Annotated in this window: 19 protein-coding genes; 6 read left to right on the forward strand and 13 right to left on the reverse strand. The window is 40.4% G+C overall.

Annotated features, from left to right (window positions below; all coding sequences use genetic code 11):
• Positions 1-855, reverse strand: coding sequence for an AraC family transcriptional regulator (locus tag B7E06_RS15710; protein ID WP_082234882.1), 855 nt, complete (start codon positions 853-855; stop codon positions 1-3).
• A gap of 886 nt (positions 856-1,741) precedes the next feature.
• Positions 1,742-2,386, reverse strand: a complete 645-nt coding sequence (locus B7E06_RS15715; RefSeq protein ID WP_082234883.1) for a FusB/FusC family EF-G-binding protein — start codon at positions 2,384-2,386, stop codon at positions 1,742-1,744.
• Between the two features lie 133 nt (positions 2,387-2,519).
• Between B7E06_RS15715 and B7E06_RS15720 the strand changes: the two genes are divergently transcribed.
• Positions 2,520-3,098 carry a DNA-3-methyladenine glycosylase gene (locus B7E06_RS15720; protein ID WP_082234884.1) on the forward strand — a complete coding sequence of 193 codons (579 nt, stop codon included), beginning with the start codon at positions 2,520-2,522 and terminating at the stop codon, positions 3,096-3,098.
• Here the strand turns inward: B7E06_RS15720 and B7E06_RS15725 are convergent.
• Both B7E06_RS15725 and B7E06_RS15730 read right to left on the reverse strand, forming a co-directional pair.
• Complete coding sequence (locus tag B7E06_RS15725; RefSeq protein ID WP_082234885.1) at positions 3,090-4,151, reverse strand: NAD(P)H-dependent flavin oxidoreductase; 1,062 nt, start codon at positions 4,149-4,151, stop codon at positions 3,090-3,092. The two genes, B7E06_RS15720 and B7E06_RS15725, sit on opposite strands and share 9 nt — an antisense overlap.
• A 13-nt stretch (positions 4,152-4,164) precedes the next feature.
• Positions 4,165-4,536 carry a VOC family protein gene (locus B7E06_RS15730; RefSeq protein ID WP_082234886.1) on the reverse strand — a complete coding sequence of 124 codons (372 nt, stop codon included), beginning with the start codon at positions 4,534-4,536 and terminating at the stop codon, positions 4,165-4,167.
• Between the two features lie 164 nt (positions 4,537-4,700).
• Here B7E06_RS15730 and B7E06_RS15735 point away from each other — a divergent pair, with 164 nt between their 5' ends.
• Complete coding sequence (locus B7E06_RS15735; protein WP_082234887.1) at positions 4,701-5,921, forward strand: dicarboxylate/amino acid:cation symporter; 1,221 nt, start codon at positions 4,701-4,703, stop codon at positions 5,919-5,921.
• A 276-nt stretch (positions 5,922-6,197) separates the two neighbouring features.
• The gene (locus tag B7E06_RS15740; protein ID WP_082234888.1) at positions 6,198-7,718 is read left to right on the forward strand and encodes an AbgT family transporter; all 1,521 of its coding nucleotides are present in this window, start codon (positions 6,198-6,200) and stop codon (positions 7,716-7,718) included.
• A 108-nt stretch (positions 7,719-7,826) separates the two neighbouring features.
• Here B7E06_RS15740 and B7E06_RS22260 read toward each other — a convergent pair whose 3' ends face one another.
• Positions 7,827-7,961, reverse strand: coding sequence for a hypothetical protein (locus B7E06_RS22260; protein WP_281249110.1), 135 nt, complete (start codon positions 7,959-7,961; stop codon positions 7,827-7,829).
• 73 nt (positions 7,962-8,034) lie between these two features.
• Here B7E06_RS22260 and B7E06_RS15745 point away from each other — a divergent pair, with 73 nt between their 5' ends.
• Positions 8,035-8,811 (forward strand): TatD family hydrolase, encoded by a 777-nt coding sequence (locus B7E06_RS15745; protein WP_082234889.1) that lies wholly within the window; start codon positions 8,035-8,037, stop codon positions 8,809-8,811.
• A 26-nt stretch (positions 8,812-8,837) separates the two neighbouring features.
• Here the strand turns inward: B7E06_RS15745 and B7E06_RS15750 are convergent, their stop codons facing one another.
• The 6 genes from B7E06_RS15750 to cidR form a co-directional block, all read right to left on the reverse strand.
• The gene (locus B7E06_RS15750) at positions 8,838-9,884 is read right to left on the reverse strand and encodes an ABC transporter substrate-binding protein (protein ID WP_425432229.1); all 1,047 of its coding nucleotides are present in this window, start codon (positions 9,882-9,884) and stop codon (positions 8,838-8,840) included.
• A 51-nt stretch (positions 9,885-9,935) separates the two neighbouring features.
• A complete protein-coding gene (locus B7E06_RS15755) occupies positions 9,936-10,709 on the reverse strand; it encodes an ABC transporter ATP-binding protein (protein ID WP_082234891.1) in 774 nt (257 codons plus the stop codon).
• Between the two features lie 19 nt (positions 10,710-10,728).
• Positions 10,729-11,535 (reverse strand): ABC transporter permease, encoded by an 807-nt coding sequence (locus B7E06_RS15760; protein WP_082234892.1) that lies wholly within the window; start codon positions 11,533-11,535, stop codon positions 10,729-10,731.
• Between the two features lie 156 nt (positions 11,536-11,691).
• Positions 11,692-12,066, reverse strand: a complete 375-nt coding sequence (locus B7E06_RS15765; protein WP_082234893.1) for a hypothetical protein — start codon at positions 12,064-12,066, stop codon at positions 11,692-11,694.
• On the reverse strand, positions 12,066-12,599 hold the full coding sequence (locus B7E06_RS15770) for an acyl-CoA thioesterase (RefSeq protein ID WP_082234894.1): 534 nt from the start codon (positions 12,597-12,599) through the stop codon (positions 12,066-12,068). The genes B7E06_RS15765 and B7E06_RS15770 overlap by 1 nt, the downstream gene beginning before the upstream one ends.
• A 399-nt stretch (positions 12,600-12,998) precedes the next feature.
• Positions 12,999-13,886, reverse strand: coding sequence for a cidABC operon transcriptional activator CidR (gene cidR / locus B7E06_RS15775; RefSeq protein WP_082234895.1), 888 nt, complete (start codon positions 13,884-13,886; stop codon positions 12,999-13,001).
• Positions 13,887-14,103: 217 nt separating this feature from the next.
• On the opposite strand from cidR, the gene B7E06_RS15780 reads away from it, so the two are divergent.
• Together B7E06_RS15780 and B7E06_RS15785 are read left to right on the forward strand one after the other, a co-directional pair.
• The gene (locus B7E06_RS15780; RefSeq protein WP_143414508.1) at positions 14,104-15,219 is read left to right on the forward strand and encodes a DUF2515 family protein; all 1,116 of its coding nucleotides are present in this window, start codon (positions 14,104-14,106) and stop codon (positions 15,217-15,219) included.
• A 92-nt stretch (positions 15,220-15,311) separates the two neighbouring features.
• Positions 15,312-16,502: a cytochrome P450 family protein gene (locus B7E06_RS15785; RefSeq protein WP_082234896.1), complete on the forward strand. Its 1,191-nt coding sequence runs from the start codon at positions 15,312-15,314 to the stop codon at positions 16,500-16,502.
• A gap of 33 nt (positions 16,503-16,535) precedes the next feature.
• On the opposite strand, the gene B7E06_RS15790 is transcribed toward B7E06_RS15785, so the two are convergent.
• Together B7E06_RS15790 and B7E06_RS15795 are read right to left on the reverse strand one after the other, a co-directional pair.
• The gene (locus B7E06_RS15790; RefSeq protein WP_082234897.1) at positions 16,536-17,726 is read right to left on the reverse strand and encodes a GTP-binding protein; all 1,191 of its coding nucleotides are present in this window, start codon (positions 17,724-17,726) and stop codon (positions 16,536-16,538) included.
• Entirely contained in the window at positions 17,695-18,903 is a 1,209-nt protein-coding gene (locus tag B7E06_RS15795) for an FAD/NAD(P)-binding protein (protein ID WP_179134068.1), read from the reverse strand. The genes B7E06_RS15790 and B7E06_RS15795 overlap by 32 nt, the downstream gene beginning before the upstream one ends.
• Positions 18,904-18,905 lie beyond the last annotated feature (2 nt).

Consider the following 18,905-nt stretch of genomic DNA (forward strand, 5'->3'; position numbering starts at 1 on the left):
CTATTTAACAGGGATCCAAATCTCTGAATAATAATCCTCACTGTAAGGATCTCCGTCTCCATATACTTCAAGCTCCGGAGAAGGTGCGTGTTCATAACCACTGGATGGAAACCACTCAGAGTATATTTGCTTCCATACCTTCTGAATGGCATGTGGCATGGCACCGTGAACACTAAATACCGCCCATTTTGCTGCTGGAATCTGTCTTGTCTCATACCCTTTTGCATCGTTATGATCAGATGTTACAGCTATCCAATATTCCATCTTCTCACCTTCAGGTTCTCCTACACAAACTCCGAGACAACCTTCGATTTTCTGATTGCTTAAGCTCATGATATCATCAGTGGTACCATTTGCATTTACTTCTTCCCACATTTTAGAAATACCCTGTTCGTTCTCACCATTAATTAAAGAAAACTGTTGTTTCACCCCAACGACTTGCAGTTCTTCTTTCTCAACCATTCGATACTGCATCGGCTCTGCTCCTTTCAAATTCACCTGGATGACCAAGCGGTTATAAGAGGTCAGCTTTCCAGCAAATAACCGGGCTTCTTTCGGCGATACCCCGTGCTGCCTGCGGAAAGCTTTAGTAAATGCTTCAGGAGTTTCATAGCCATACTTAAAGGCAACATCGATTACTTTAGCGTTGGAACGGGAGAGCTCATGTGCGGCCAAGGTTAATCTTCTTCGTCTTAAGTACTCCCCTGCTGAGGTATCTGTCAGGATGGTAAAGGAACGCTGAAAATGATAGGGAGACATGCAGGCTTCTTCTGCAATATCGGAGATTGAAATCGAATTCATCAGGTTCTTTTCCATATAATCAATCGCTTTTTGTAATGATTTAACCATTGTCATATGACTCACTCCTTAATTTCAACTTTATCAGGTGATTCTCAAGGTTTCCTGTCTATTTATGCTTAATGAGAACAGGTTTCTTTCTTGGGGTATCGGTGAGCTAGCTCGTTTTTGCGGGGAGTCGATGAGGCTAGCTCGTTCCACTCGGGGATCTTATCTTGGCTCTTCTCTGTGCAGGAGTCGAACCGTTATTTCCTTATACCTTATAAGTTTGAATAGAGAATGGTTCGTTATCAAGTTTGAAAAAACGGCTGGGAAATAGCTACTTCTTATTTTTGAGAAGTGGAAAGACGGTTCCGTTTACTTTATAAAGTGGAACGAGGGTTGGAAATAGCTCGCTTTCCGCGGGGAGCCGGTGAGCTAGCTCGTTACACTCGCGGATCTCACCTTGGCTCTATCTCCCTGCAGGAGTCTCGCCATTTCCCACCCTCTTTACCAGTGGTGGTGAAAACGAAACACTAAATTTGGAGAAAGATCCTCTACCTTAGTCTTCTTACGTTAAAGTTCCGTTATTCTAACAAACGCAAAGGGCCGGGGGAAACGGCGAGACTCCTATGGGAGAAGAGAACAGGGTGAGATCCCGGAAGGCTTTAGCCTGAGGAAGCTCAGCGTTCGCCCATGGAAAGCGAGTCTTTCCCCAGACCCGGGTCTCTACATTAAAATAAACGGAACCGACAGCATTGTACTCTAGGATAGAGAACTGAGCGAGAATCCCGGAAGGCTTTTGCCTGAGGAAGCTCACCGATCGCCCATGGAAAGCGAGTCTTTCCCCAGGCCCGGGTCTCTTTATTCAAGCAAACGGATTAGGGCTCTTAATAAAAGAAATCTTTGAGACAATCTTCGCAAAGCAAAAGATTAAATAATAAAAGTCTAAAAAAGCGCCTTTTTAAAAAGACGCTTCTTTCATACGATGTACAAACTGATGAAGATTATGAAGACTTGATATGTTTTGGTTACAGACCATGCTGTCCTGACAGATATAATTGCCTCTTTTTAGAAGATGATCTCCTGACGATTTAATCTTTGCAGAAAACAGACCGACTTTTTCATGGCTATTACAAATCGTACAAATATTTTCCTGATAACTGCTTGAAAAGCTTCCTTCCAAACCGTGCCAATCTCCTTCAATGAAGGTGACTAAATACTTCCGTTTTGCACCATAGTCATTCCACCCAATATAGCTTATATCTCTTAGATCTATGCCTTCTAGTACGGGTATTTTTAACTTTTTCACCTTTGGAAACAGGTTTTTCAATTTATCCTCACTTACTTGAGGAAAAGGAATGACGTGAGCACGCAGCTGGGATAGAAAGAAAACAGCATCTGCCTGATCGACGATTTCCTTACTTTTATTTAAAAGCGCTGCCTGATGATCATGGAGCTTAGGAAAAACATTTTTTACTTTTTCTTCGGTTAAGGAGCTCATAGCCTCCAGAACGCCTGAATCGTTAACAGTAGTATGAGCGTTGATCAGATGGTTAATCTGTTCTTTGATGTAATTAAACTGGTCACTTCTGATAAAGGGTTCCATACCTTTACCCCCTTCCTTCTCCTATTGTAAACGATTCTTTCATATTCATTAATAAAAAATTCAGTTCATTTCCTGCATGTCCCATCAAGTGATATACTTCCTGAATAAGAATATATAAAAAGGAGATTCTCTTATGAGCATTTTACCTAAAGAATTTTATGAGCAGCCAACGTTGGAGCTGGCCCGGTCATTACTAGGGTGCGAGCTGATAAAGGAAACAAAGGATGGTACAGCTTCTGGCTATATCGTAGAGACAGAAGCCTATATGGGACCAGAAGATCAGGCGGCCCACAGTTTTAACAACCTTAGAACAAAACGTACGGAGGTTATGTTTGGCCCGGCTGGTAATGCTTACACATATGTCATGCATACCCACTGCCTTGTAAATGTAGTAAGCGGCCCTGTCGACAAGCCCGAGGCTGTACTTATCCGTGCCGTTGAGCCGGCTCAAGGTATTGATTTAATGTATGAAAGAAGAGGAGATAAAAAAGAGAAGGATTTAACGAATGGACCAGGAAAGCTGACAAAAGCTCTTGGTATTTCTCAAGAAGACTACGGTCATTCGTTAAATATTCCTCCCCTTTATATAAAAGAAGGTTATAAACCTATCGAAATTTCTCAAGGCAGCCGAATCGGGATTGATAACTCTGGTGAAGCACGGCATTATCCGTGGCGATTCTGGGTGAGTGAGAATAAGTTTGTTTCAAGATAAGTGTTTGATCGCATCTTCTCTTTCAGCCATAACCTGCTCAATAATAGCGGCTGCTGAAAGATGTCTGCTTAACCGGGGGCTCTGGCCCGACCATAAGGACATATAATCTGGTTTATTTTGAGCCGCGGCTTCTTTTCGTATCTCTTTTGTTAAAGAATTTTGCAATGGATAAGGAGGTGTGTCTACACTTTGCATTTCACGAGTGAACTGGTTTTCAATGCCCCTTGCAGGCTTTCCGCTAAATGCTGATGTAATGACTGTTTGGTCTTCAGCTGTATGTAAAATGGCTTCTTTATGAAGACTTTTTGCCCCGCTTTCAACACTTGTCACAAATGCTGTACCCATTTGAACCCCTTGTGCTCCGAGAACTTGTGCAGCCAGCAGACCTCTACCGTCCATAATTCCTCCTGCTGCAATGACGGGAATTTGGACTTTATCCACGACCTGAGGCACTAATGACATCATCCCTATCATTCCTTTTTCAAAAGAATCTTTAAATGTTCCCCGATGCCCGCCAGCTTCACTTCCCTGTGCGGTAACAGCATCCACCCCATTTTCCTCATTAATGAGAGCTTCCTCCACAGTGGTTGCTGTGCCTATGACGATAATTCCTTGCTTTTTCAGCTCACGCACAATATCTCTGTCCGGTACGCCAAAAGTAAAGCTGCATACAGGCACCTGATGCTTTATAATCAATTCCAGCTGACGATTAAATTCATTGGGAAGGGAAGGAAGTTCATTTTTTTCGATATTTAATTCTTTACGATAAGGCGCCAGCTTTTCAGTTGCTTCTTTTAATTCTTTTTCATTTATTTCCGGCCGCTCTGGAATAAATAAGTTCACACCATATGGAGAAGTGGTTAAGTCCTTAATTTCATTTAACATCTTTTCCAATGCATCAGCATTCATGTAACCGGCACCTATAGTGCCTAGTGCGCCCGCTTTTGATACCCCAGCTACTAAGTCAGATGTTGTAATCCCGCCAGCCATTCCGGCCTGTACAATTGGATGCTTAATGCCCGTCATTTTCGTAAAATCATTAGGGTTCCCCATAAAAGACCTCCTCCTATTTGTTAAACTCAATAAGATTTCCGTCAGGATCGCTGATAAAGACCTGGTGCCAATCAGTTTTATTATTCGGCTTGTTCACAAATTTAATGTTCTGCTCCTGAAGTCTTTCAATGACTTTGTGAATATCGGCTGCACGGATCGCAAAATGACCGTCCCGACTGTCAATCTCGGTTGTTCCACGTAAAGTATTTCCCTCTTCATGAACGATAAGATGCAGCTGGGTATTCCCGATCTGATACCATGCTCCTGGAAAACCAAAGTCCGGACGTTCCCCGCTTTCTTCGAAGCCCAGTTTTTCCCCATAAAATTGTTTAGCCCGTTCAATATCGGTAACTAAAATGGAAACGTGATGCAATCCTTCATACATAACACAAAACTCCTTTCTAAATCTATTACTCTCAGGTTACTATATATTAGCTTTCAATACGTGTAAAAAGCATTCTTTTTGACACACTATGGAGAATTAATATAGTGTAAGTAAAGTTAAAACTAAGTAAAACAATTGGAATTAATATAGAGGAGGTTTTGTTAATGAAAAAGATTGCAGCTGGATACATTAAAGCTTCGCTCATTAAGAAGATCACGATTGCCTTAATAATCGGTGTGCTTACTGGCCTGTTTTTCGGTGAAAATGCAGCTGTCTTATCACCGCTAGGAGACTTACTGCTTCGTCTACTGCAGTTTATTATTCTGCCGCTTATTCTTTTCACCTTAATTATTGGTGTAAACCAGACAAGCCTTCAAAACCTTGGAAGAATGGGCGGGAAAACGTTTCTCTACTATTTAGCAACATCGGCGCTTGCCATTCTCGTTGGCATCAGCATAGCAAGCCTCTTTAATCCAGGGTCCGGAGTAAGTTTAAGAGGAAATGAAAGCTTTGAGTCTCCCGAAAACCCCGGTGTAGTTCAGGTTTTACTCAACATCGTACCTGATAATATGATCACGGCTTTTTCTGAATTAAATTTACTGGGTATTATTTTCACAGCTCTAGTCTTTGGTTTAGCCGTTTCTTATTTACGCAATTCACCGGATCAGAAAGAGCTGGGAGAACGGCTTTATAACATATTTCATGCCCTTAATGAAGCAACTTTAGCAGTAATGAAAGGCATCCTTCAGTATGTACCTATTGGTGTGTTTGCCATAATTGCCGATGTGGTCGGCAGTCAGGGAGCTTCTAACTTATTAGAACTTGGCAGCTTTATCGGAGTATTATATGCTGCACTCTTCGTCCAGCTTTGTTTATATACAGTGGCTCTTTTGCTGGTCAGGATAAGACCTGGCACTTTCTTTAAAGAAGCAAGAACACCTATGGCAACGGCATTTGTTACCCAGAGCAGTTCTGGCACGCTGCCACTCACATTAAATGCCGCACGAAATTTAGGGTTAAATCAAAGTTTATATGGCTTCAGCCTTCCATTTGGTGCAACTATTAATATGGACGGAGCCGCTATACGAATCGCAGTTTCCGCGGTATTTGCCGCTAATATTATAAATGAACCTCTCAGCTTTGCAGCAATCCTGCAAGTTGTGATTATCGGTACTCTTGCTTCTGTAGGAACAGCAGGAGTACCTGGGGCCGGGATTATAATGATTGCAACGGTTTTTACCCAGCTGGGACTGCCGATGGAGGCTGTTGCACTACTAACAGCTGTTGATGTCCTCGTCGGTATGGGTTGTACGGCACTCAATGTAACAGGAGATCTTGTTGGGACCTCTCTCATTAATAAAACTGAAAAAAATACAGCTTCGTAAAAAGTAAAGCTTGCAGAGAAATCTGTAAGCTTTACTTTTTATTTATAATTCATCTAAAAAAAATACTATGCTCCCCTTTCCATGAAAACCCTTTCATACCAGTATCGACAAGAGATGACAAAATATTTTCACTTGTACAACTTTTTACAAACCTATTTAATTTATTTTATTTTCTTTTATAATGACTTACACGGAGTTTACAATGTAAATTTTGTTTACAATTTTCAGAAATCTTAAATTATTGTTAAAGTTTCTGTCAGGGAAGGAGTCGAAATAATGGAAAAGAAACGTCGAGGACTTTTTCAGCGTTTTCTTGATGGGATTGAATTCTTAGGAAATAAACTCCCGCATCCTATTACGCTATTTGCTATTTTAGCATTACTTGTTGTATTTGTATCCGCAATTGTTTCAGCTACAGGAGTTTCGGTTGATCATCCTGGTGAAGATGGAGGAACAGTTGGGGTTAAAAACCTGTTAAGTGGTGAAGGTATTCAGTATATCTTTGAAAGCATGGTCGATAATTTCATTGGATTTGCTCCTTTGGGTGTAGTTCTAGCGACGATGCTGGGGATTGGTATCGCTGAAAGAACAGGATTAATCAGTGCCTGCCTTCGAGGATTTGTATTATCTGTACCAAGAAGTCTTGTAACTTTAGGTTTAGTATTCGCAGGGATTATGTCCAGCGTTGCTTCTGATGCTGGTTATGTAGTCCTTCCTCCTCTTGGCGCTGTGATATTTGCAGCTCTTGGAAGACATCCTCTTGCTGGATTAGCCGCCGCTTTTGCCGGTGTATCTGCCGGGTTTAGTGCTAACCTTTTCCTATCTGCTACAGACCCAATGCTTGGAGAATTAACAATTGATGCAGCTGCTGTAATAGACCCTGCCTATGCGGAAGGTATGAACATTGCGATGAACTATTACTTTATTATTGCATCAGTATTTCTTCTTACCATTGTAGGGGCTTTGGTTACTGAGAAGATTGTTGAACCTCGTCTTGGTAAATACAAAGGCGACAATACAGAAGATTTAAAAGGACTTGAACCCATTGAAAGAAAAGGTTTGATTTGGTCAGGTATTTCCCTCCTTATCGCAGCGGCTGCCTTCTCATTACTAATCCTGCCGCCTGATGCAGTGATGAGAGGAGAAGATGGAGCTATTGTGCAATCACCTTTCATGAGTTCACTCGTACCGATTATAGCGATCTTATTCTTTATCCCAGGACTTGTATACGGTAAAGTTACAAAAACAATCCGTAACGATAAAGATGTAGCTGATCAGCTTTCCGATACTATGGCTTCCATGGGAATGTTTATTGTACTTGCCTTCACGGCCGGTCAATTTGTTGCTTACTTCACCGAGTCTAACATGGGTATTGTACTAGGAGTATTTGGCGCTGAATTCCTGGAATCTATTAATCTCTCAGGAATCCCACTAATTATTGCCTTTATGCTTGTAGCTGGTTTTATCAACTTATTTATTGGTAGTGCCTCAGCTAAATGGGCAATGATGGCTCCCGTGTTTGTACCAATTATGATGCAGCTTGGCTATTCACCTGAGCTCACTCAAATGGCTTATCGTGTAGCTGATTCATCTACAAACATCATTACACCGCTCATGACCTATTTTGCGATCATTATCGCATTTGCTCAGAAGTATGATAAAAAAATGGGTATTGGAACTATGATTTCTGTAATGTTCCCTTATTCCATCATATTCTTCGTTACATGGGGACTGCTCCTCATCGTGTGGATGCTCTTTGGCATAAATCTTGGACCAGGATCTCCAATCCATTATTAATATAAACGCCTTATCCTTTTTTGTAAGGATAAGGCGTTTATTTTTTTACCTCTTAAGCCAAAATTAGGGGAATACTAATGAACTACTCTTCCAAAAGAGAGTTCTCTCCTATTTTGTGCGTTTACCCTGTTCCCCTTTTTGACGTTTTAAGGCATTTATATCTTCTTTGCTTTTGTTTTTTGCTTTTTTACCCATAGGATCTCCTCCTTTATTAGTAGTTTGAGCTTTTTTATTAATAAACATGTCTATTTATTGAATTCTAAAATATGGTATGTCATGCTCTAAAAAAAGAAAAATATGTGAAAAGGGGACTAAGATGAAATTTCCGATTATCGATGCCCACATTCATTTTGATATGTATGAAAAGCATGAAAGGCAGCAAATAATTGAGGACCTCTTGAAGGAAAAGATCGAAGCGATGATTTCTGTATCCAATAACTATACCTCTGCTGTTGAAAACCTGCGCCTGAATAAAACCTACCCTCAAATAAAACCGGCTGCCGGGTATCACCCTGAACAGCCGCTTCCTTCAAAGAAAGAAACAGCGGATATTGTAGATCTTATTTTTAAAGAAAAGGATAACTTTTATGCAATTGGAGAAGTCGGGCTTCCTTATTATTTACGGAAAAAAGGCAAAGTTTCCAATTTGAAAGAGTATATAAATATGTTAGAGACCTATATAGACTTAGCAAAACAGCTGGATAAACCCATCATTTGCCATGCCGTATACGAAGATGCAAACATTGTACTAGACCTATTAAAAAAGCATTCTGTGGAAAAAGCTCATTTCCATTGGTTTAAAGGTTCCGACCATACACTTGAACAAATAAGAAAAGCGGGTTATTTCATTTCAGTTACTCCGGACTCCTGTTATGAAAAGGAAATCCAGCACATCGTCTCTAAGTTCCCGCTTGAATATTTGATGGTGGAAACAGACGGACCCTGGCCTTTTAAAGGGGAGTTCGAGAAGGAACTTACCCATCCCCGCATGATTCATGAATCGATTCAAATCATCAGTAATATAAAACAGCTGGAACCGAGCGATGTTTATAATAGACTGCTGAAAAACACAAAAAAATTTTATCAATGTTAAAAAGCCGCTGAACCAGCGGCTTTATGCTACTCTTCATATTCACCGATAACTTCAACGGCTTTTTCAGTAATCGACGTATCAATTGATTTTTCAAAATCAAACTCGCCGCGGGTTGCCCCATTTTTCTCATACATTTCATACTGTTTCTTAATATCATCTATAAACATTTTCCCATCAGGATCTAAACCAGTGACGGATACCTTTTCCCAAACAGAAGGATCTTTTAATGCGGTATGTTTCGTCATGATCTCAATAATTTCTTCTTTTCCTTCTCCTTTATTAAAAGCATCATTATAATCACGAACACCTTTTAAATAAGCCGCCATAAACCTTAAGGAAACATCCTCTTCTTTTTCTAAAAACACCGGAGAAGCAAGCACCATTGCAATTTGAGCATTAGGTGCAAAGTCTGTCGCATCCTTGAAGCGAGTATGAATCCCTTTTTCAACACCCTGTGTAATTAACGGTTCAATTTGAAGAGCCGCATCTATCGTGCCATTTCCCATCGCAGCCAGCATGTTTCCAAAGTCAGACATAAGCACAAATTCCACATCATCCTCCGACAAACCGGCATGTTTAAGCATCTCATGATAAATATAATCATCCACCGCGTTCTTTGAAGAAACGGCTATTTTCCTGCCCTTTAAATCTGAATAGTCCTTAATCTCATCTTCAAGGCCTTTGCGGATCACAAAAGAAAAATAGGATTTGCCTTTCACATAATGCCCTTTATCGGCTACTATTTTTACATCAATTCCCTGAGCAATCGCATTAAAGAATGAACTTGTAGAGATACCTCCGGCAATGTCCACCTCCCCAGCTGCCAGTGCTGGAAGCATATCATCACTGTTGGCAAACTGAGTAAATTCTACGTCTATGTTATAATCCTCAAAATACCCTTTTTCTTTAGCAATATAAAAACCGGCCCCAGATGCAGCGCCATCCTCTGCAATCAACACCTTCGTTTTCTTGCTTAAAGGAGCTAAATCGCCAGTTGGCGGGTCACCACTCACTTCTTTTACTTCCTTCTCTTCCCCCTTACAGCCTGCCAGTAAAAGAATTAATAAAACCATCGGGATGAAAAACAGTTTAGTCAGCTTTTTCACATTCATCCATCACCTTTCTTACACTCTAGAGCCTTGAACTTCTTCCTGAAGATGTTTCCAGATTTCCACAAAGTGCTCCGCCATCACAGGATCTGCCCGCACCTGTTCCATAGTTCTCGGTCTTGGTAAGTCGATTACTTTCTCATCAATTATTCTTCCGGGCTGGGAGGTCATCAGCAGAATTCTGTCACTAAGCAGCAAAGCTTCATCAATGCTGTGTGTAATGAACAAGACCGTCTTTTTTGTCTCAGACCAAATATTTAGAAGCTCTTCCTGAAGAATAAATTTATTCTGTTCATCCAGAGCAGCAAAGGGTTCATCCATTAATAATATTTCAGGATCATTTGCAAATGCCCGGGCAATACTTACTCGCTGTTTCATTCCTCCTGAAAGCTCTTTAGGATACAGCTTTGCAAAGTTAGTAAGTCCGACTTTTTCTAAATAATAATCTGTTCGCTCTTTTATAACTTTCTTCGGAAGATGTCTCATTTTCAATCCAAATGCTACATTTTCTTCAACCGTCAGCCACGGAATAACGCCCCGTTCCTGAAAAACCATGGACTGCAGCGGACGATCTTGATTTCCTGTAGCAATTGTAAAATCACCCGTACTTGGAGTTTCCAAATCGGCTAGAATCCGAAGCAATGTCGTTTTTCCGCATCCGCTTGGGCCGACTAAACAAACAAACTCTCCGTCTTCTATATTTAACGAAATGTTTTGCAATGCCGTAACACTGCTGCCTTTTTTATAAAAAACCTTCGTCAGATCGTTAATTGAGATTTTATTCCCCATAAACTCCCCCCCTTTATAACTAACGCCAAGGAATTAGCTTCTTCTGAAAACCTCGCAGGATCAATGAAAACAAGTAGCCAAAAAATGAAATCAGCACTAATCCTACATACATTTCCTGAAGAAGAAAGGCTTTGTACGAGGTCCATATCAAGTAGCCAATCCCGGAGGTAGCTCCCATCATTTCAGCAGCTACAATCGTTAGAAGCGCAATTGCCTGCCCCATCTGTATGCCTTCAAGCATGACGGGAAGCGACCCTGGAAGAGCGATCTTAAAGAAAAAGTTTTTTGAATCTGCTCCATAGTTTTTTGCCACATCAAGATAGATACGGTCAATATTCACAACGCCTGCAACTGTATTAATGACCACAGGGAAAAACACACTGCCCGCAATAGTAACAATTTTTGAAACTTCTCCAACTCCAAAGAGAATCAATATAATTGGCAATAAAGCTAATGTAGGTATCGGCATCAAAGCCATAATTAAAGGCGAGAAAAAATGACGCACAGGGGAATAAAGCCCCATGACCAGTCCAATGGCTATTGCCGGAATAACGCCAAGCAGAAAACCGGCGAAAATACGGAATAAAGAAATACCTATATGACTGAACAGCTCACCACTTGTCCCCATCACTAAAAATGTTCGAATAATATCCGTCGGCGGTGGAAAAAACCGCGCATCTACCAGCCCGGTACGAGATAAAAATTCCCAGAGCATCAAAATAAAGATCGGCGATGATATTGTAAGTATTTGCTTTAAACGGCTCTTCAGCTGCCTTTTTTTCCACTCCTCCCGTTCGACTACAACCGGATTTTGTGTATATTCCATCCTTCACCACCTCTTTTGACAACATATGTGACTGCGCCTAGATGTGTGAAAGGATCGAATTATTCCCAACAAAAAAAGACTGCCTGCGGGAGAAAGTCTTTTTTTGATAGGAAGCTTATCAGCTCTTAATTCGCAGCTGAAGCCTAAGTATTCCAGTCATTTTATAAAAGTAGATCCTTGAATTAATTCCGGCTTGGCTCCCAGAATTAGAAGAAATATCTTCGATTCGCCTACCTTGCTATTTCTTCTCAGCAGCTCCTTCACTTCGTTAATATCTTCATGTTCTTTAAGCTGCTGAACTTCTTTCTGATACAAATCTAAAATAGAATCTCTAACAAATTTCGGTTTATATTCAGGGAGTTCTTCATCCATCAAAAGGGAGCCCATATATCCATATTTGAGCTGCATCTGCCTTGTCAAACTAACGACATGTGTCAGCTGTTCATACAGATCCTCATTATTACTTCTCAGTTCTTCAATATCTTCTTTAGCTTTCCGAACATCATTTAGGCCCGCCATAACTTGTGCCATTACGCATACACTCCCTTTTCCCAAGGTTTTTCTAATGCAATGATTTCAGTTAATTGTTTGCTGTGCTTTCTTCTGCTTCTTCTTGTTTCAGCACGCTCTTTTCCTGATTCATATAGGAATTTCTCTTCTTCCGTTTCAGGAACAATTTCCGGCACCTTGACCGGCTTTTTGTTTTCATCTAAAGCCACAAAGGTTAAAAAGGCGGTAGCAGCCATACGGCGTTCACCAGTGATCATGTCTTCCGCGATAACTTTGCAAAAGATTTCCATTGATTTGTTGCCCGTATAGGAGACAAATGATTCGACGCAGACAGAATCTGTCTGGTGGATCGGGTAAAGAAAATCAATAGAATCTGTGGAGGCTGTCACGCATTCTTTCACTCTGGCATGTCTGCGGGCGGATAATGTAGCATTATTATCAAGTTTCTTCATAAGAACTCCGCCGAACAATGTATTATAATTATTTAAATCATTAATCATGACTTGGTCTGTATTTACAATCAGGCTTTCTTTCGGGCTTTTTGTTTCTGTCATAACCTGTTTCAACTCCGTTTCAAAATATGATTCTACTTAAGTGTAAAACTCACTTTCCAGCATGTGAAATAGTTATTTCTCATTGGTTATATAGATAAAATCTATGCAAATGCTTTCATTCATGCTCTGTGGGAATGATGTTATCTAAAATCGTCCATAAAAAAAACTCCTCATTCATGAGGAGTTTTCATCTGCAGGTGGATAATGAACCGACTTTGGGTGTTGTTATTTCCTCTTTATGAAAAGGGCAAAGCCTGTGCTTTTTACTTTGAACAGAACTAAGAGGTGGGAAAACAGCATGCTGGAGGGTCAGCATACTGCTCTAATGGAATTAGCCTCTACTTACGTTCCGTACTCTAAATAAACATAAAGGGTCGGGGGCGAGACTTCTAAGGAAGCTCAAGAGTTATCCATTGTTAAACGATCCTGCATGAATTTCAACCATTCCTTCGTAGCATAGGATAAATAGTAATTCTTTTTCCAGATGATCGCTAAATCCCATTCTATTGCAGGCTTAATCACCTTTATGGTACGTACTTCTTCTTTAAGGAGCATGGCCACACTATAAGGAAGAATAGATATACCCAGTCCAGTAGCTATCATTTTCCCTATAAAGTCCCACTGCGAACTTTCTGAAATTACATTTGGAAGAAAACCGGCTTCTTTACACGCCTCTCGAATTCGGTCATTTAAAGCAAAATCCTTGTTAAACATAATGAACCATTCATTTTTTAACTCTTCAAGCTTTAATTGTTTCCGCTCAGCAAGTGAATGGGACGGAGGAAGAACCACTCTTAGTTCTTCCTTCATAAATGAGAAATAATGAAACTCATCTTCTGTCGGCAGTACTGTAATGCCGACGTCCAGTTGATCATCCATGATATTCTCCTCGATTTTTTTCGCTCCATTTTCTACAAGTTGGAAGGTAATGTTAGGGTATAGCTGATGAAAATCACCGAGCAGCCTGATAAAAACTTCAGCATCCATAATGGGAGGGAGACCGATACGAATATGACCTTTCTGGAGTCCTAGTAAATCATCCAATTCCGTCTGCAAATTAGAAAATGCTTTATCAATAGTTTGAGCCTGGTCTAAAATAACACGTCCTGCATCAGTTAAAATAAGCTGCCTTTTTGATCTTTCAAATAATTCAACACCTAATTCTTCTTCTAAATTCTTAATCATCTTACTTATCGTCGGCTGTGTCACAAAAAGGCTTTCTGCAGCCCTTGTAAAGCTATTATGCCTCGCTACTTCTAAAAAATATTTTAAATGCCTGATATCCATTTTCGTATTCCCGCCTTAATTTATTATTTTTTGATCATAACATAATAAATTTCATATAGATCTAAGGAACATTTAAATCTTCTGTCTATGTTCACCAGCCGCATAAGATATACCGAGGAGTAAATACTAATCATGCAATTATTTTCCATTTTACATGATTTATTTATCTGTACAATAAACTTTCTGTTATAAGCGTCAAAATAAGGGGGAAAACCGCATGTTTAAGCCAACCAGGAAGCATATGAGGGACTTGGGCAGACAGATTAAGCACGCCTTCCCTCTTAGAGAGCTCAGCAGCGAAGACGAAAAACTTATCAAAGAAATTAGAAATCATACAAGGAGTAAAAATCAAAACAATATTACGAGAACTCAAGCCTACTTTGACTTTTATAAAAAAAATCCAGAAATTCACTGGGCACTGCTGGCCCACCTCGTGTCCAGAAATGCAGGCTGGAACATGACAGACATAAAAGGCGAATATCTGCCAAAAATGCTTACCTATAAAGAACAAGTGGACTTCTTTGCGTTTATTGAAAGAGGAAACTGGCTGATCTTCCAGGACGCCTATCCTCAGCTGCTTCTATACGAAGAAAGTAAAAAACAAAATCGCCCCTTATTTCACCTGCTTTCTAGGCTTCATGTATCAAAATTTATGAAACCCTTTTGGGATAGTTTTTGGAAAGATCATTCCAGTCAAGAACTCACCTTTGCCTTAATTATTAATGAACAGCAATACATCGAAGAACGGGTGGTTCAGAATAATCAATATAAACAAACCGTATTAAACACCACCCTGTTTAAGCTGCAGGATGTATTTGACTTTAACCATATTTTGTTTCCATATATGACTCCACTGCAGAAGAAGACAAAAGTAGTCGGCGGCACTGTCCATCATTTTTCCTCCGTCGAAGACCGGATTGTATTTGGCAAAGGACTGTATGACCTGCTTTTCTCCATTCAGAGCAGACTGCAGCAAATCGTCTCATGGGCCGAATCTAATCCCCACACCGCATCACGCAAGGATTTCTGGCCCCGGCTTTTTAATGATATAAAAGAAAGCGCGCCAGGTCAGGTTCATGAATTAAAGGGCAGTCCATGTTCCATGACAGATCCTGCAGCCAGAATATACAGTCCTAAGCTTACGGACGTGTGGGAAGACTGGATTCACCAGCCGGCTGAGTCTGGCGACTGGTGCAGCAATAAAAAGATGCTTCAACATATCAAAAAACCGATTAAAGTATTGAATGAAGATATTCAGGAGATATATTGTAAAACGATTGAAGAGCTTGAACTCGCGGCATTCGCAAAAAATAAATTTTTCCATAAAAAATAAAATTCATATCTCAATTATTTGTGTAAAATTTTCCATTCCTTTATGCTGAAAATTGAACGACTGTTCACATTCCAGTATAGGAGGAACTTGATATGGCGAGTACAGAAACCGTTTACCAGTCGAATTTTAAAAAAGGTGCATATCCTTTTTTTGAAAACCTGAGGAAGCAACAGCCGGTATTTCCCTTATCCGAACAATTCCAACAGACGACATGGCTGATCACGAAGTATGAGGACGTGAAAGAACTTTTAAAAAGCCAGAGCTTTATTAAAGATATGAGTAAACTTTCGCCGTCTACAACTAACGAAACTGATGGGGTTTCTGCTATTTTTCAAAATATGATGCTCGATGCTGATCCACCTGATCATACAAGACTTCGAAAGCTTGTCCAGCCTTACTTTAATCCAAAATCGATTAAACAGCTGGAATCAAGAATTTCGGAAATTACTGAAGACCTGATCCAGGAAATGAAAAGCAAATCTGGGCCCGTGGACCTTGTGGATGATTTCGCTTTTCCTCTTCCGATCATTGTCATTTGTGAATTACTAGGGGTTCCTTCTAAAGACCGCAATAAATTTAGAAAGTGGTCCAATACCATTATTGCAGCAGCTGATGAATTTGAAGAAGACTTTATTGGGGATGTGGAAGCCTTTCTTGCTTATTTAAAAGAGCTGTTTGATGAGCGCAGAGCCTCACCAGGTGATGACCTGATTTCCAGCCTTCTTCAAGCAGAGGAAGAAGGCGAACAGCTGAGCAGGAATGAACTCTATTCTATGATGGTTCTATTAATTATTGCAGGTCATGAAACGACAGTAAACCTAATTGCTAATACAATGCTAGCTCTATTTGAAAATCCGGAAGAGCTTGAAAAATTGAAAGCTGATCCTTCTTTAGTACCTTCTGCAATCGAAGAAGGTCTAAGATATTACAGTCCCGTAGATTTCTCCACAGCACGCTGGGCCGAAGAGGATCTAACTTTTAAAGGCCATACCATCAAAAGAGGCGATACAGTATTGGCTTCTTTAAGTTCAGCTAATCGCGACGAAGAAAAGTTTGAGAACGCCGATCAATTTAATATTACCCGCACACCAAACTCCCATGTCGCTTTTGGCTACGGCATTCATTTTTGTCTGGGTGCCCCTTTAGCAAGGCTGGAAGGTAAAGTCGGGATAGAGAAATTGTTAGAAGCATTTCCTAATATAAAACTGAACAGTGAGCAGCCTGAATGGCGGCCTGTATTTTTATTGAGAGGCTTAGACCATCTTTTTGTAGACCTTAAATAACATAAGCCCCTGATTTTTTTCAGGGGCTTCTTTTTAATGAGCATGGACGTGAAAGTCAGGGAGCGGATCTTTAAATGTATTCCACGATTTCTTCATTTCTTCCTCTGTTAATAAACAGTCATCTAATTGATTTATGATTTCTGTTTTATTCATGTGAATACCTATAAATACAAGCTCTATTTCTCGGTCTCCGTGTTCAGGACTCCAATTTTTTCTTAACTCAGGGTCTTCTTTAAAAATCGCCTCCTGGTCACTTTTCGAATAAGCGGCTACCCATTGTCCTGCACCTTCTATCATGAGGGACGTACCTGCCTGAGAAAGTAAGCCAGCGACATCATTTCTTGTGGCTAACCAAAAAAATCCTTTAGCCCTTATCACTTCCTCCGGCCAGTTCCCTTCCAGCCATTCCATAAATCTTTCTGGATGAAATGGCTTTCTGCGCCTATATACGAATGAGGTGACTCCATATTCCTCACTTTCAGGTACATGTTCTTCATTCAATTCTTTAATCCAGCCAGCTCCTTGACTCGCCTTTTCAAAATTAAACAACTCAGTATTTAACAATTTAACAGCCGGCACATCTCCAAAAGTCGATTCAATGATATGGGCACTGGGATTTAGCTGTTTTAGCAGTGATTTAAGCTCCAGTTTTTCCTTACTGTTTATTAAATCTACCTTGTTAAGAATAAGAACATTAGCAAATTCAATCTGGTCAATCAGCAGGTCGATTACTTCTCTCATATCTTCTGAATCTGCTGCTTGGTCTCTATCAAGAAGACATTCACCGGCTCCATAATCAGCCCAGAAGCGATTTCCATCAACAACTGTGACCATCGTATCTAATCGGCAGCTATCCATTAAATTAATCCCTAAACTCTCATCCATATAGGTAAAACTTTGAGCTACTGGAATAGGCTCGGAAATTCCCGTTGATTCGATAACAATGTAGTCGATATCCAGGGAAGCCAGCTTTTCAACTTCTTTTATTAAGTCTTCTCTTAACGTACAGCAAATACAGCCGTTTTGCAGTTCAACTAACTTTTCTTCTGTCCGGCTGAATCCTCCCTGTTTAATCATACTGGCATCAATGTTTACCTCACTCATATCATTGACAATCACTGCGACCTTTTTATTTTCTTTATTGTTTAGAAGATTATTTAATAGAGTCGTCTTGCCGGCCCCTAAGTATCCACTAAGAACGGTAACTGGCACTTTTTCTTTCACTTAATCTCTCCTCCAGTCTCTCTAGTATTCTTTGGGCCGCTTTACGTGCACCCGCTATATTTCTCGCTACTGGACCAATCTCTAATTCGGCCAAAGCACCTGATACAAACAAGCCATCTGCCCATTCTAATTCTTTACTTACTACAGGGAATCCACATGGAGCACATGGAAGCTGATTTTTCCGGATCACTTCTTCCACTAACCCTTTACCAGGCAGACAAGAAGCTGCACCCGTTGCTAACAGCAGCGATCCAGCCGAAAACTTTCCTTGCTTTTTCAGCTGTAGTTTAATTTTCCCTTCATGCACATCTGCTGTCATAATGTCATCTGTAATAATTTCGATCTTTCCTTCTGCTTCTCTGCGCTTTAACAGACTATAAAGACTTTGAGTAACAGATCCTCGGTTTCTTGCCTTAGTTATCACCTTGCGCCTTTCCTGATAACTATTAATTCTCTCATATTGATTTAAAAATTTTGGACCTAGCCAGCCGGGATCACTATCAAAATCTTTTACTCGAAACGGATGGCGCTTAATTAAATAAACGGGCTCACTACTATGATGAGCCTGTTTTAAAGCTAAATGTACGGCAGTAGTACCTGCGCCTGTAATAGCTGCCGGACTGGCTCCATGAAATGCTTCCATACCGCGTTCACTAAAAACGTGACTGATTAAGTCTGGAGCCTCTTTTACTAAAGGCTCAGCCCAACCAGGATAATAGGGCTGATCATTCACTCCAAGCGCAAGAACGACTTGTTTTGAAACAACCTTCCTGTTAGATGAAGTAGTTATACTCCATAGATTCCCATTCTTGTCCAGCGACTCAGCCCAAGCCGTCTCCCAGCAGTTCTCTAGTCCGGCAATTTCAAATATTTCCATACAGTGATCGTTAAACATATCGAGTTTAGGACGCTTATAATAGCCTTTAAACCCACCGGCATAGTCACTGGTTTTAGCAAAGCTTTTCAGGTGATACGGGTCAGGATGCAAATGGCGAACAGAAGGTGATCTTAAGTAATCCATTCCAACTCTTTGTGTCAGCCTCTTCCACTTCTCTAAAGGTTCTGGAAAAGGATCAATAATGAGAAGATCATTCTTATTGACTTTTCCGCTTAAAAGCAGATGAGCTGCTATTGTACAGCCTTGTATACCTCCTCCTATAATCACCCATTGATACACAG

It is taken from the genome of Halobacillus massiliensis, from assembly GCF_900166625.1.
Lineage (GTDB): Bacteria > Bacillota > Bacilli > Bacillales > Halobacillaceae > Halobacillus_A > Halobacillus_A massiliensis.

Excerpts from the sequence above, each read along its gene's own strand:
- B7E06_RS15710 (WP_082234882.1), bottom strand. The coding sequence starts at position 855 with ATGACAATGGTTAAATCATTACAAAAAGCGATTGATTATATGGAAAAG.
- B7E06_RS15715 (WP_082234883.1), bottom strand. The coding sequence starts at position 2,386 with ATGGAACCCTTTATCAGAAGTGACCAGTTTAATTACATCAAAGAACAG.
- B7E06_RS15720 (WP_082234884.1), top strand. The coding sequence starts at position 2,520 with ATGAGCATTTTACCTAAAGAATTTTATGAGCAGCCAACGTTGGAGCTG.
- B7E06_RS15725 (WP_082234885.1), bottom strand. The coding sequence starts at position 4,151 with ATGGGGAACCCTAATGATTTTACGAAAATGACGGGCATTAAGCATCCA.
- B7E06_RS15730 (WP_082234886.1), bottom strand. The coding sequence starts at position 4,536 with ATGTATGAAGGATTGCATCACGTTTCCATTTTAGTTACCGATATTGAA.
- B7E06_RS15735 (WP_082234887.1), top strand. The coding sequence starts at position 4,701 with ATGAAAAAGATTGCAGCTGGATACATTAAAGCTTCGCTCATTAAGAAG.
- B7E06_RS15740 (WP_082234888.1), top strand. The coding sequence starts at position 6,198 with ATGGAAAAGAAACGTCGAGGACTTTTTCAGCGTTTTCTTGATGGGATT.
- B7E06_RS22260 (WP_281249110.1), bottom strand. The coding sequence starts at position 7,961 with ATGTTTATTAATAAAAAAGCTCAAACTACTAATAAAGGAGGAGATCCT.
- B7E06_RS15745 (WP_082234889.1), top strand. The coding sequence starts at position 8,035 with ATGAAATTTCCGATTATCGATGCCCACATTCATTTTGATATGTATGAA.
- B7E06_RS15750 (WP_425432229.1), bottom strand. The coding sequence starts at position 9,884 with ATGGTTTTATTAATTCTTTTACTGGCAGGCTGTAAGGGGGAAGAGAAG.
- B7E06_RS15755 (WP_082234891.1), bottom strand. The coding sequence starts at position 10,709 with ATGGGGAATAAAATCTCAATTAACGATCTGACGAAGGTTTTTTATAAA.
- B7E06_RS15760 (WP_082234892.1), bottom strand. The coding sequence starts at position 11,535 with ATGGAATATACACAAAATCCGGTTGTAGTCGAACGGGAGGAGTGGAAA.
- B7E06_RS15765 (WP_082234893.1), bottom strand. The coding sequence starts at position 12,066 with ATGGCACAAGTTATGGCGGGCCTAAATGATGTTCGGAAAGCTAAAGAA.
- B7E06_RS15770 (WP_082234894.1), bottom strand. The coding sequence starts at position 12,599 with ATGACAGAAACAAAAAGCCCGAAAGAAAGCCTGATTGTAAATACAGAC.
- cidR (WP_082234895.1), bottom strand. The coding sequence starts at position 13,886 with ATGGATATCAGGCATTTAAAATATTTTTTAGAAGTAGCGAGGCATAAT.
- B7E06_RS15780 (WP_143414508.1), top strand. The coding sequence starts at position 14,104 with ATGTTTAAGCCAACCAGGAAGCATATGAGGGACTTGGGCAGACAGATT.
- B7E06_RS15785 (WP_082234896.1), top strand. The coding sequence starts at position 15,312 with ATGGCGAGTACAGAAACCGTTTACCAGTCGAATTTTAAAAAAGGTGCA.